Source organism: Streptococcus sp. S1 (assembly GCF_034137685.1).
Lineage (GTDB): Bacteria > Bacillota > Bacilli > Lactobacillales > Streptococcaceae > Streptococcus > Streptococcus dentalis.
On record NZ_CP139418.1, the window covers coordinates 1,437,648 to 1,450,107 of the forward strand.

Sequence of the window (12,460 nt, forward strand, 5' to 3'; positions counted from 1 at the left end):
GTCTGAAAATTTAATAATAGAAAAACTTTTCTGAGAATCTGTCTTTTACAAAAGAATATCCTTGACCCGTCCGATTTCGGATTCTTTAACCACCACAAAGATGCTATCACCTAGATACAAGCGGGTCGCACCATTGACCGTATAGCTCTTACCGCTTCGCATTTGCGTGGTAATTAAGATATCTTGAGGGAGATGCAGTTCATGAACTTGCTTTCCTGCAATCTTTTCTGATACAGGGATCTCAATTAAAGTTAACTCTCCTTCTTCTTGCGCCTTATCCGGTAACAATTGCTCGAGCATGGCTTCATAGACTGGTGCTCCATGGAAGAGATCCATGATCATATAAGCGAGCAAGGTTACCATGCCTAATGGCATTAAACTGCGAATATCACCGACCATCTCTGTTACCAAGATCATCGCTGTTAAAGGAGCTTTTGAAATAGCCCCAAAATACCCACTCATTCCTAAAATGATGAAAAGAGGCAGCTGGTTTTGAGAGATAAAGCCAATGTTTTGGAGGAAGGTTCCAACGATGGCTCCTAAGAGAGATCCTAATGCTAGTATGGGCAGGAAGATACCTCCCGGTAAACCACTACCATAGCTCAACATACTCCAAATGAAACGGATCAAAAAATAGAGAAGGATGGTCATCACTGGATACGGTACTCGAGCTAAATCCAAGACCAATTGGTTCCCACCACCAAGAATTTGAGGAAGAAAATAGCCGATTGGAAGAATCAAGACAAAGGCAAATAAGGAAGAATAATGTGAAGGAACATGGAAAATCTTCTCTAGCAAACGATACAGGCGACCGATATTGAGGACCACTATTTCATAGACATACCCTGCTGCCCCTAAAAAGACACCGAGAAAAAGATAAATCCAATACTGAGACAGATGGAGCGGTGGAATATTTTGTGGCATATGAAGCACTGGTGTTTGACCAAAGACATTGAGTGAAATAAAATTAGACGTCAAACTAGCAGCCAAGGTCGAAATCCAAAAGAAACGTGAAAAATGATGGTAGACCTCTTCAACCACAAATAAAAGCCCCGCTATAGGTGCATTAAAGGCAGCGGCAAGGCCTGCTGCAGCCCCACTTGCAATCAAAGACCGCTCCTCAACCGGGCTGACCTTCAAATGATGGGCCACTCCTTTGCCACCCATTGCCCCTAATTGAATACTAGGACCTTCACGACCTAGCATCAAGCCACTTCCGATGGCCAAGACACCTAGAATATACTTCTTCCACAGGGTATCCCACCAGCTCACCGCCAAGAGGCCCTTGAGCTCTGCTTCGACTTGCGGAATTCCTGATCCCTTGATATCCCGATTGGTGCGAATGAGGCGACCAGCAATCAGTACGATCACCCCATACCCCAACAGCATCGCCAGCAAATAAAATGGTTGACCAGACATCTCCTTGTAGACACCTTGAACAAAATGAAACAAATGCTCGATCAAAAAACGAAAACTCGAGACGATGCATCCCACAACAATCCCAACCAGAACACCTCTGACAATATGGGCCACAATCGAACTAGAGGCAAATTGAAATTCATTTTTAATGGCTTCTTCTTTAGCAGACATTCCCTAACTCCTTCAAACTCTTATCCTATTCATTATACCTTATTTCACTGCCTCTGAATACATGGAAAGACAGAAAAAAACAAAATCACCCTTGTTAGTTTTGTTTAGAATGTAGACAAACCATTTTATCAAGTAAAATAAGTTAAGAAATTCTACAAAGAAATATAAATATGTTCTATTTATTATGGAACGAATAAAGAAAAGTCAAAACTTTCCGCTGTGAGAAAAGTGCCTGAAACAATACAGTTTCAGGCACTCGGAATTATTGAGACCTTAGGCTCAATAATTAGTCATGGAACTTCTACGAAGTTCGCTGACGTCCGTACTCACCTAAGGAAAGTTTTTAATAGAACTTTAGCTATTATTCAGCAGTTAAAGCTGCCATTGTGATGTAGTTGTAAGGTTTGTTGAAGTGTGGCAAGAAGAACAAATCAGTCAAAGCCAATTTATCAATCGTCACGTGTTCTTGAATCACAAGTGAGAACATGTGGATAGCCATTGAGATGGCGCTATCACGGGATACCATTTGAGCTCCAAGGATTTGACGTGTGTCTTTATCATAAACGATCTTGATACCAACTTCGTAGTTATCGTGTTTGATAAATTCAGGTTTTTGAAGGTCGTTGAAGCCAGTTTCAGTGGCATTGAAGCCTGCAGCTTTCGCTTTTTCAAGCGTCAAACCAGTTGAAACCATGTGAAGGCCGTAGATAGAGATACCGTTAGAACCTTGAACACCGATTCCTTCTAATTCATGACCAGTCGCATTGTAGGCACCGACAATACCAGAACGAACCGCATTAGACGCAAGAGCGATGTAGCTCATTTCGTTACGAGCGTTATCGAAGATAGTCGCACAGTCACCAACTGCGTACACACCTGGAAGTGACGTTTCTTGTTTCTTATCAACAAGGAAAGCACCATTGCGGAAGAGTTCGATCTTACCATCTCCTTCAACCGCTTGAACCGTTTGTCCAAGCGCCAAACGGATATTGTGGTCTTCCAAGTTTTTCGCCATGATGTCTGTGAAGTCTTTGTCGTAGTAGCCATTCAAGACAGTGTCCACGATATCTACCAAGACAACATCTTTACCAAGACGTTCGAAAGCTTCCGCAAGTTCAACACCAATGTAACCACCACCAACTACGGCGATACGATTCAAGTGTTTGCTGTTGTCCTTCAATTTTTCGATCACTTCTTCAGCGTTTTGGTACAATTTAACGAATTGAAGATTTTCAAGAGTTGCTTTGAATTCGCGGTTACCAGGAACGATTTCAACTCCTTTAATTGGAGGAATGATTGGTGTTGATCCAGTCGCAAAGATCAATTTTTCGTAAGATTCTTTGTGTTCTTTTCCATCAACTTCTGCAGTCACCACTTTGTTGTCATAGTCAATTGAAAGAACAGGAGAGTTCATGTAGACTTTTGCACCTTTTGCTTCCAATTTTTCTTTGTCAGAGTAGAAAAGACCTTCAGGACCATCGATTTGCTCACCGATCCAAAGCGCCATCCCACATCCAAGGAATGAAATGTTTGAGTTTTGGTCAAAAACCACAATTTCATTTTCATTTCCGAAATTATCTAACATAGTGTTGATACAAGCTGTTCCGGCATGGTTAGCCCCTACAACAACGATTTTACTCATAGAATAAATCCTACCTTTAATTTAATTTACTTCTTGAGTATATCATAAAAATGATATCGGTTACAATTATTTTGCTCAGATTTTGTGATCTTTTTTTCAATTTTCCAGAAAATCCCACTTCACATGTTTCCAAAAATGTCAAACAATATGCTTGAAAGGATTGTGAAAACGATATCTTTTTGATATACTGTAGGTAAGTGAAAATAGGAAAGGATAGATTTTTAGTGGACCTAAGTAGTCGATCCGAACATTTGATGGGAACGACCATCACTGTTTCGATCTGTCACCCACAAGCGAATGAACTCTTAGCCCGCTGCTTTGAACTTCTTCGCTCCTACGAACATCGCTTCAGTGCTAATGATGCAAGTTCTGAACTCATGGAGGTCAATCACCAAGCTGGTATTGCTCCTGTCCAAGTACATCCAGATCTTTTTGAACTGATTGCATTAGGAACCTTGCATAGTCAAGCTCAGAACAGCCATTTAAACATCGCCATTGGTCCTCTTGTACAGACCTGGCGAATTGGATTTTCAGATGCTAGACGTCCCCAGCAAGGGGAAATTAATCAAGCTCTGACCATGATCGATCCTCACCGAATTCAGCTCGACCCAGAAAACCATACGGTCTTTCTTATGCGTCCTGGAATGAAGATCGACTTGGGAGCCTTAGCAAAAGGCTATAGCGCAGATCTAATTGCTACCTATCTGAGAGGTAAGGGAATCAAGGATGCCTTGATTGATCTTGGAGGAAATATCCTAACCGTTGGTCAACACCCTGTTAAACAGCAGCCTTGGCGGATTGGCATTCAAAATCCTGTCGAAAAAAGAGGAAATCACTTACTGGTCCTCTCAGTCAAGAATAAATCTGTTGTCACCTCTGGCATCTACGAGCGTCATTTAGAAGTTGAAGGCCAGTCGTTTCATCATATCTTTGATAGCGCGACGGGCTATCCGGTCGAGACAGACTTAGCCAGTATCACTATCATATCTGATCGATCCGTAGACGGGGAGATATGGACTACCCGCCTGTTCGGGGAATCTCCTGCTTCTATCCTCAATACTGTTGAATCACTTCCTGGTATAGACACCTTATTGGTTTCTCAATCAGGCAAGATTGCCTATACAAGTGGGCTCCAATCATATTTATAATTCTCCTATCAGAAAGGAATTTTCCATGATAAAACTTATTGCGATTGTGGGGACTAACTCCAAACGTTCTACAAACCGTCAACTGCTTCAATACATGCAAAAACATTTTGCTGATAAGGCTGAGATCGAATTGGTCGAAATTAAAGATATCCCTGTCTTTAACAAACCAGCCGACAAACAAGTTCCTGAAGCTGTCTTAGATATTGTTGCAAAAATTGAAGAAGCTGATGGGGTCATTATTGGAACTCCAGAATACGACCACTCTATTCCAGCAGTCTTGATGAGTGCACTCGCTTGGCTCTCATACGGAGTCTTCCCATTGTTGAACAAACCGGTCATGATTACTGGGGCATCATACGGTACGTTGGGATCTTCACGCGCCCAACTCCAACTTCGCCAAATCCTAAATGCTCCTGAAATTAAAGCGAATGTCTTGCCAGATGAATTCTTGCTCTCCCATTCATTGCAAGCCTTTGATCAAAATGGAGACTTAGTGGATTTAGATGTCATTCAAAAATTAGATGCCGTCTTCAATGATTTCCGTGTGTTTGTAAAAATCACAGACAAATTGCGCAACGCCCAAGAATTACTTCGCAAAGATGCTGAAGAATTTGACTGGGAAAACTTGTAAGATAGGAGACAGAAAAGAATGAAATTTGTTGGACTTGTAGGATCGAACTACGATCAATCATATAACCGTAAACTTTTGGAATTCATTCGCCGCCAATTTAAGATCAAATTTGAATTGGAAGTTCTTGAAATCGACGAAGTTCCAATGTTTAATCAAGATGAAAAATGGGACGAAAGTTTCCAATTACGTCTTTTATATAACAAAATCACTCGTGCAGATGGTGTCATCATTGCCACTCCAGAGCACAACCATACGATCTCTGCTGCTCTCAAGTCTGTTCTTGAATGGCTATCTTTCGAGGTGCATCCATTTGAAAACAAACCCGTCATGATCGTTGGTGCTTCTTACTATGATCAAGGGACTTCACGTGCACAAGTTCACCTCCGTAAGATCCTTGATGCCCCAGGTGTCAATGCTTACACTCTTCCAGGAAATGAATTCCTTCTTGGAAAAGCGAAAGAAGCTTTTGACGAAAACGGCAATATCATCAACGAGGGAACCGTCAAATTCCTTGAAACTTGCTTGGATAATTTTATGAAATACGTTGAGGTTGTATCGAAATTGAAAAAACCAAAACCAATTGAACCAGAAGACTTGGATTGTAATCATCCAATCGCTACAACTGTTACTGAAGTCGATCCTGACGATCCAGACTGGGTAGAAAAAGTAGCTGAAATCACCGGTGCCGTTTCTGGCGATACCTATGTCAAACTCGACCACGGTATCCTAACCGTTAACCAAATTGATATGTTCTTGAAGGCTATGCCATTTGAATTGACTTATGCCGATGATAACAACCAATTCCTCTACTACAACAATGCCCATCAAGATCCAGATACCATGTTTGCTAAACGCGTGCCACCTCAATCAGGAAGCCGGATGTCAACCGTTCACGGCTCCCTACCACCAGCACGTATGAAAAACGTGGAATGGGTGATTGGTACCCTTCGTAACGGTAACCAAGACTATGTTCGGACCATTGTTCCAGGATCTCCTGAAGGCGTGATTAACACTCACAACTACCAAGCTATGTACTATGAAGATGGTTCTTACGCTGGTATCAATGAGATTGTCTTCAACTTCAAACCATGGTTGGACTGGTACCTGCAAACAACAGGTCAACGTCTAGTTGGCGGAAGCGGTCCATTTGCTCCTGCTGGTGGACACGGTAGTGCAGATGCAACTTCTGGTGCTTCTGATGCTGGAGGACATGGTGACGGAGGGCACGGAGATGCCGATGCCACTTCTGGTGCAAGCAACTAAGAAACTAGAAAAAAATGAAGCTTCGTGCTTCATTTTTTTATTGTAACTCCTTGATGATCTTCTTAGCATCTTCGTTTGAAATAGCCCCTAATTGGACATGTCCAATTTTCCCATGACTGTCTATAAAAACTTCTGTAGGAATAGAGCGAACCTGATAATCCGCAAATGCAGAACCATCTGGATTGTACAAGACCGGTACTGACTTGTAATCTTGTTGATCAAACCATTTGACGAATTCTTCTTCTGTTTTTTCACCTTGGAGTCCTGGTGCCATAATGGTCAAAATTTCAAAGTCTCTATCCGTATCCTTGACCAATTTCTCTAATTCAGGCATACTTTGCCGGCAAGGGCCACACCAAGTTGCCCAAAATTTCAAATAAACCTTCTTCCCTTTGTAGTCTGAAAGTTTGACCGTATTCCCCTTCATATCCTTTAGTTCAAAGTCACTGGCGTCTTTTCCTACCAAAGGATTCTTATTCGTTGTTGTATTCATTGTTGGCTGATTGTCCATACTACTCTCACTGGATTGATTCATGGAACAAGCTGACAGCAAAGCTAAAGAGAGAACTGAGAAACAAGCGTATTTAATACCTTTCATCATGTGTTATACCTCCGGATTATTTTATGAAAAGATAGATGACAAACTGTTCAATTGTCCCAAAAGTAAGAGAATTCCCATCAGAATAATGATAGCTCCGCCGATTTTCTTCAGCAATAACAAATGGGGTTTGAGACGATTAAAGTAAGGTAGGACCAGACTAGATGCTAAGGCCAACAGTAAAAACGGAAGGGCCATTCCCAAGGTATAAACAAGGAGATAAATAGCTCCCATAAGAGCATCTTGCCCATCTGATGCTGCTAAAGCAAGAACTGATCCTAATACTGGACCAATACAAGGCGTCCAACCAAAACTAAAGCCAAGACCAAGGAGAAAAGCTGAAAACAATTCATTCTTCTGTTTGTTGGCTCCAAAATCTACTGATTTTTGCTTTTCAAGGAAATGAAAATGAAAGACTTCCATTTGATGAAGACCAAGGATAATGATGAGGGCTCCCATCAGATAACGGAACCAATTGGTGTACATGATCTTTCCAAGCAAGCCTGCTCCAAAACCAATGAGGAGGAAAATAACAGAAATACCTGCAATAAAACAAAGGGTTTTCAGCAAGCCATGCCAGCGAATTTTTTTCCCGAACAATTGGATAGCCTTTTCCTGATCACTTCCTAGTAAGATTCCAATATAAACCGGAAGCAAAGGAAAGACACAGGGAGAAAAGAAAGACAGAATACCCGCAAGAAAAACTGTCAATGAAAAAACGATTGGATTCATAGTTCACTCCGTATATTGATATGCTACATTCAGTATAACATTGACTGACAAAAAATAAAAATTTCTGCTACGTTTTTTTACTAAAGTTTGGATTTAGATACTAGTTTCAAAAGAAAAACTCTAAAGCTCAAACCTTTAGAGTTTTTAATATAACTTATTCTTCTGCCGTTTGTTTATTTGGTAATACGAGCGATAAAAGAATCCCGATGACTACTGGCACTAACCATGGAAGAGATTGAGCCGCAAATGGAAGCAAAGCAATCCCCTTTTCTACTAGTGAAATTTTAAAGGTACTTGCCAGAACACTTGCAACAGAAACCAAGCTGGCCAAGAAAATAGTCAGTTGCATTCCTGGTTTTGAAAGAGCCACAAATTTATTCACTATCACAATCAATACAATGGTAATGGTGATCGGGTAAAGAATCATCAAGACTGGCAATGAGAAAGCAATAATGGCATTCAAGCCTAGGTTGGCAATCGCAAAACCAATCAAAGTGAAGACACTTGCATAGACCTTGTAAGAGACCTTAGGGAAGGTGCTATGGAAGAATTCACTGGTAGAGACGATTAAACCAGCGGTTGTGGTAAAGCAAGTTACCGTCACCATTCCTGCTAGGAAAATCTGAGCAGTCGGACCAAAGATCGCTTTGGTTGCTTCTGATAATACATACACCCCTTTATTGGTATCAGATGCCATAACAGAAGCCGGAATTGGAAAATGATTCCCCAGAAATCCTAAACCGATATATAGCACACTAAAACCAAGGGCTACGACAATTCCAACCAACCAAATAGTCTTGATATATTCTTTCTTACTTGAAAATCCAAGTTGATTCAAGGTCGTCACTGCGATCACACTAAAGGCAACAGATGCCAAGGCATCCAAGGTATTGTAGCCCTCTAAAAATCCTTGCCCAAAGGCAGAAGCCTGATAGGCTTTTGTGGCCACCATTGGAACATGTCCACTGTATTTTAAAGCTCCCAGAACGACCAAGATCAAAATAAGAATCGCAAAGATCGGGGTCAAAATACGACCGATTCGATCTAGAATCTTAGATGGATTCAAAGCAATCAGAAAGGCAAGCAAAAAGTAGACCAGGGTAAAAATGAAAAGTGCTAAACTGGCATTCATTCCACCTAATAAGGGGGCTGTCCCCACTTCGAAAGATACCGTCGCCGTTCTTGGAATGGCAAAGAAAGGACCAATCGAAAGATACAGCGCAACTAAGTATACAATTGCGAAAACAGGTGAAATCTTACGAGAAATCTCATCAATATAACCTTTGGGATTGAGTGTCCCGATAATCAAGGTCACAATGGCAATTCCCACTCCTGAAAGGACAAACCCAGCAATAGCTGGCCAAAATTGATTACCCGATAAAGCACCAAGAGTCGGCGGGAAAATCAGGTTTCCAGCACCAAAAAAAATACCAAACAGTAATAAACCTGTCAGGGAACCTTTTCGTAACATACGATCTCCTTAAAAAACGATAATCTTAACTTTATCAAATTCATTTGAAGAATGCAACTTATTTGTATGAACAATCCGCTATTTTTATCAGTCATTATGGTACAATGGATGTAAGATTTTACGAGGGGCAAAACATGTATCTATATCTATTCTGGTTATTTCCAGCTCTTATCTTTTTATTGTTCTTTATGAGTGATCGCAGAAGGCTTTTCAATGCTTATCTCTTTTCGATAAACTTGGGGCTTTTTCTACTGATTTCTGCATTTTTACTAGTCGTTCGAACTGAGTTATGGTTTAATCAACAAATTGCAATGATTGTCTTTGTGGTGATTTCCATCCTCGTTTTTCTCAGCATTATTTTCTCATCTATCTTTCTCCTTTTTAACGGACGTCAAATGATGGCTTTTGAAGGAAAAAGGCTGGCCAACCTCCTCTCTCTGCTTTATGGACTGTTTATTATCGGAGCTTTGGCACTACATTTTCTACCCTATTTCCCAGGGAATGACATCCTCATTTATCTGACTGACTTCGCCCTGTTTTACATGACTTTTCTCTACCTCTCTTATGTATCCTATGGGACTTTTTGCAATCTCTTTCCAGTTCGCAAAGAGCCAGACGCCATCATCATCCTTGGCTCAGGTTTGATCGGAGACAAGATTCCCCCACTCTTGGCCCAGCGTCTTGAGAAGGGAAAGGCCGTCTATGAGCAGTTCAAGAAACGACCAAAGTTGATTGTTTCTGGTGGTCAAGGGTCAGATGAGCTGATCGCTGAGGCGGAAGCTATGGCCAGATACTTGATGGAACATGGGGTGCCAGAAGACGCCATTCTCATCGAGAATCGCTCTCGTACTACTTTTGAAAACCTGACCTTTAGCAAGCGTATCCTTGAAGAAGAGGGGCTTGGCAAGAGAGTCCTTGTGGTGACCAATTCTTTTCACGCGCTCCGTGCAGGTGTCTTTATGAGACGATTGAAAATACCTGGTCGAAGTATCGGTTCAAGAACAGCCTTTTACTATCTCCCATCCGCTTGGATTCGAGAAACCGTTGGCTTGGTTTCACTTTATTGGAAATGGCATGTTACCTTCCTAGCTTTTCTATTTCTGCCTTGGTTCTTTACACAAATCATGAAACTGATTGAGTTCTTCATTAAATATCTAAACTAAAAGAGAGTGGGACAGAAATCGGTAATTCGTTAGAATTCGATTTCGTCGTCCCACCTCCGCACAGTTGAGTAGGGCTGTAAAAGCTGATGAAATCAGCGTAGTAGAGCCCACTCAACCACTGCGTCTTGCTCGACATTCCAAAAATAATTGAGAGGCTAGGATTTTTGTCCCAGCCTCCTTCTTGTCTAGTGGTCACTAAAGCGTCTATATTTAATGCGGAAATCGAAATAATTTTCTTCCTGCAGTTTACGGAAAATATCGCGATAAGCCTCTTCGTCAAAGTGGTCACCCCGATAGAGAATTTCAAAGCTCAGTCCTTCGTATTCTAAAAAGGCATTGGCAGTTTTAAATCCATTTCGCTTATAGAAATCCATCCGAGACTGACGTTGCTCTAGATTGTCACATTCTTCATCCAAACGTTCCACTTCAAGAATCATGGTTCTTTGGTAAAATTCTACCAATTTTTCAATGATTTCTTGACCATAACCGTGGCTACGTAGGTGGGGCATAATGGCAAAGAAGCTAACATAAAAAGCTTTCTGGTTATAGATAGAAAAAGCAAATCCTACAAATTCTTCTTCGTTATAAAAAGCAAAAAAATTAGCATCGTCATTGTCCGTATAACGTAGGTATTCCGACAAAGGGACTCGCTCTTCTTCTGGGAATGCCTCGATATTCAGCCTCTCGACCTTGTCCAGATCTGGGAACGTTTCCGTAATTAATTGACTGGTTAAGCTCATAAAAGCCTCCTTTTCTGCCCTGATTATACCAAAAAATGTAAGGGCCTTCAACTATCGACGCTTGTCGCTGGTTCCTGAAGTTGGTATAATGACACTATGAAAAGAATTCAACGTGTGGACCTCATAGATGGTCCTATTTTACCCGCTCTATTGAGTTTTGCCTTTCCTATTCTTTTGTCCAATATCTTTCAACAACTCTACAATACCTCGGATGTTATGATTGTAGGGCGTTTTTTAGGTCAAAAATCATTGGCTGCCGTTGGAGCAACCTCTGCCATATTTGATTTGATCGTTGGATTTGCTGTCGGTGTTGGCAATGGGATGAGCATCATTATCGCGAGAAATTATGGAGCCAAAAACGAAGACCAATTACGAAAATCAGTCGCCACAACTGCTATTATTGGTTGTATCCTCAGTCTCTTCGTGATCTTCATTGGCGCTGTCGGACTTTATCCACTGCTCCAGTTTTTAGGGACCCCATCAGCAATTGTGTCTCAGTCTTATCTCTATATCGCTACCATTGTTAATGGTGTGGCTGTGACCTTTGCCTATAATCTTTGTGCCGGACTTCTTCGAGCGGTTGGCGATAGCCTAGCGGCTCTCTATTTCTTGATTATCGCCGCTATTCTCAATATTCTTCTCGATCTTTATTTTATTACCCAACTTCATCTAGGAGTCCAATCCGCTGGAATCGCGACCATTATTGCGCAAAGTTTTTCCGCCCTTCTTTGTTTCTTTTATATCCGTAAAAAAGTGCCTTTTCTTCTACCCAGTCGCACCGATTTTGTGTGGAATCAAAAGCTCTATCAGGACTTGATCAGTCAAGGACTGACCATGGGTCTCATGTCTTCGATCGTCTCTATCGGAACCGTCATCTTACAATCAGCTATTAATATGCTTGGAATGACCATCATTAGTGCCCAAATCTCAGCTCGTCGGATCATGTCCTTTGCCCTCCTGCCAATGACCGCTATTTCTTCTAGTATGACCACTTTCACCTCTCAAAACTTTGGTGCCAAGCAATTCCGACGGATTCAACAAGGCGTCAAACAGGCTTGTCTGCTCTCCCTCCTTTGGTCTGTCTTTGTTGCCATCCTCCTCTTCTTTACCAGTCCGTTCTTAACGAGCCTGATTTCTGGATCAACCAATCCTAATTTGATCGCAAATGCCAGTCTCTATCTGCAAATCAGCTCCTGCTTCTATCCGGTCTTAGGATGTCTCTTGATTCTAGGGAATTCTCTTCAAGGCATCGGCCGAAAATTGACCCCTTTGATTTCGAGCTTTATCGAATTAACAGGAAAAATTCTCTTTGTTCTCTTGATTATTCCCCATACAGGCTATATTGGAGTCATTCTGTGCGAGCCCTTGATTTGGGTCCCTATGACTCTTCAACTATGGTTTACCTATCATAAAGCTAGTCATCAGCTTCTTGCATCATCAACCTCGACGATTCCATAACAAAAGAACTTCTGCTCATTTGCA

General features: G+C 41.4%; 11 protein-coding genes. 5 read left to right on the forward strand and 6 right to left on the reverse strand.

Annotation, left to right across the window (positions count from 1 at the left end; translation table 11 throughout):
- Positions 1–45: 45 nt before the first annotated feature.
- Both SM121_RS06995 and SM121_RS07000 read right to left on the reverse strand, forming a co-directional pair.
- Positions 46–1,590 (reverse strand): ClC family H(+)/Cl(-) exchange transporter, encoded by a 1,545-nt coding sequence (locus tag SM121_RS06995; RefSeq protein ID WP_320910718.1) that lies wholly within the window; start codon positions 1,588–1,590, stop codon positions 46–48.
- Between the two features lie 361 nt (positions 1,591–1,951).
- Complete coding sequence (locus tag SM121_RS07000; RefSeq protein ID WP_320910719.1) at positions 1,952–3,232, reverse strand: FAD-dependent oxidoreductase; 1,281 nt, start codon at positions 3,230–3,232, stop codon at positions 1,952–1,954.
- Positions 3,233–3,456: 224 nt separating this feature from the next.
- On the opposite strand from SM121_RS07000, the gene SM121_RS07005 reads away from it, so the two are divergent.
- The 3 genes from SM121_RS07005 to SM121_RS07015 are packed head-to-tail and all read left to right on the forward strand — an operon-like array spanning position 3,457 to position 6,274.
- Positions 3,457–4,380 (forward strand): FAD:protein FMN transferase, encoded by a 924-nt coding sequence (locus tag SM121_RS07005; RefSeq protein ID WP_311638413.1) that lies wholly within the window; start codon positions 3,457–3,459, stop codon positions 4,378–4,380.
- A gap of 25 nt (positions 4,381–4,405) precedes the next feature.
- Positions 4,406–5,011: an NADPH-dependent FMN reductase gene (locus SM121_RS07010; RefSeq protein ID WP_023918073.1), complete on the forward strand. Its 606-nt coding sequence runs from the start codon at positions 4,406–4,408 to the stop codon at positions 5,009–5,011.
- Positions 5,012–5,029: 18 nt separating this feature from the next.
- Positions 5,030–6,274: an NAD(P)H-dependent oxidoreductase gene (locus SM121_RS07015; protein WP_049507732.1), complete on the forward strand. Its 1,245-nt coding sequence runs from the start codon at positions 5,030–5,032 to the stop codon at positions 6,272–6,274.
- 37 nt (positions 6,275–6,311) lie between these two features.
- Here the strand turns inward: SM121_RS07015 and SM121_RS07020 are convergent, their stop codons facing one another.
- From SM121_RS07020 to brnQ, 3 genes are all read right to left on the reverse strand, one after another.
- Entirely contained in the window at positions 6,312–6,872 is a 561-nt protein-coding gene (locus SM121_RS07020) for a TlpA family protein disulfide reductase (RefSeq protein ID WP_182322059.1), read from the reverse strand.
- Between the two features lie 24 nt (positions 6,873–6,896).
- The gene (gene ccdA2, locus SM121_RS07025) at positions 6,897–7,604 is read right to left on the reverse strand and encodes a thiol-disulfide oxidoreductase-associated membrane protein CcdA2 (RefSeq protein WP_049482972.1); all 708 of its coding nucleotides are present in this window, start codon (positions 7,602–7,604) and stop codon (positions 6,897–6,899) included.
- Positions 7,605–7,758: 154 nt separating this feature from the next.
- Positions 7,759–9,075 carry a branched-chain amino acid transport system II carrier protein gene (gene brnQ / locus SM121_RS07030; RefSeq protein WP_272106638.1) on the reverse strand — a complete coding sequence of 439 codons (1,317 nt, stop codon included), beginning with the start codon at positions 9,073–9,075 and terminating at the stop codon, positions 7,759–7,761.
- A 134-nt stretch (positions 9,076–9,209) separates the two neighbouring features.
- Here brnQ and SM121_RS07035 point away from each other — a divergent pair, with 134 nt between their 5' ends.
- Positions 9,210–10,238 (forward strand): YdcF family protein, encoded by a 1,029-nt coding sequence (locus SM121_RS07035; RefSeq protein WP_155169192.1) that lies wholly within the window; start codon positions 9,210–9,212, stop codon positions 10,236–10,238.
- A 185-nt stretch (positions 10,239–10,423) separates the two neighbouring features.
- Here SM121_RS07035 and SM121_RS07040 read toward each other — a convergent pair whose 3' ends face one another.
- On the reverse strand, positions 10,424–10,978 hold the full coding sequence (locus SM121_RS07040; protein WP_031576258.1) for a GNAT family N-acetyltransferase: 555 nt from the start codon (positions 10,976–10,978) through the stop codon (positions 10,424–10,426).
- 96 nt (positions 10,979–11,074) lie between these two features.
- On the opposite strand from SM121_RS07040, the gene SM121_RS07045 reads away from it, so the two are divergent.
- Positions 11,075–12,436 (forward strand): MATE family efflux transporter, encoded by a 1,362-nt coding sequence (locus tag SM121_RS07045; RefSeq protein ID WP_320910720.1) that lies wholly within the window; start codon positions 11,075–11,077, stop codon positions 12,434–12,436.
- Positions 12,437–12,460 lie beyond the last annotated feature (24 nt).

Coding starts and splice junctions, on each gene's coding strand:
- SM121_RS06995 (WP_320910718.1), bottom strand. CDS start 1,590: ATGTCTGCTAAAGAAGAAGCCATTAAAAATGAATTTCAATTTGCCTCT.
- SM121_RS07000 (WP_320910719.1), bottom strand. CDS start 3,232: ATGAGTAAAATCGTTGTTGTAGGGGCTAACCATGCCGGAACAGCTTGT.
- SM121_RS07010 (WP_023918073.1), top strand. CDS start 4,406: ATGATAAAACTTATTGCGATTGTGGGGACTAACTCCAAACGTTCTACA.
- SM121_RS07015 (WP_049507732.1), top strand. CDS start 5,030: ATGAAATTTGTTGGACTTGTAGGATCGAACTACGATCAATCATATAAC.
- SM121_RS07020 (WP_182322059.1), bottom strand. CDS start 6,872: ATGAAAGGTATTAAATACGCTTGTTTCTCAGTTCTCTCTTTAGCTTTG.
- ccdA2 (WP_049482972.1), bottom strand. CDS start 7,604: ATGAATCCAATCGTTTTTTCATTGACAGTTTTTCTTGCGGGTATTCTG.
- brnQ (WP_272106638.1), bottom strand. CDS start 9,075: ATGTTACGAAAAGGTTCCCTGACAGGTTTATTACTGTTTGGTATTTTT.
- SM121_RS07035 (WP_155169192.1), top strand. CDS start 9,210: ATGTATCTATATCTATTCTGGTTATTTCCAGCTCTTATCTTTTTATTG.
- SM121_RS07040 (WP_031576258.1), bottom strand. CDS start 10,978: ATGAGCTTAACCAGTCAATTAATTACGGAAACGTTCCCAGATCTGGAC.
- SM121_RS07045 (WP_320910720.1), top strand. CDS start 11,075: ATGAAAAGAATTCAACGTGTGGACCTCATAGATGGTCCTATTTTACCC.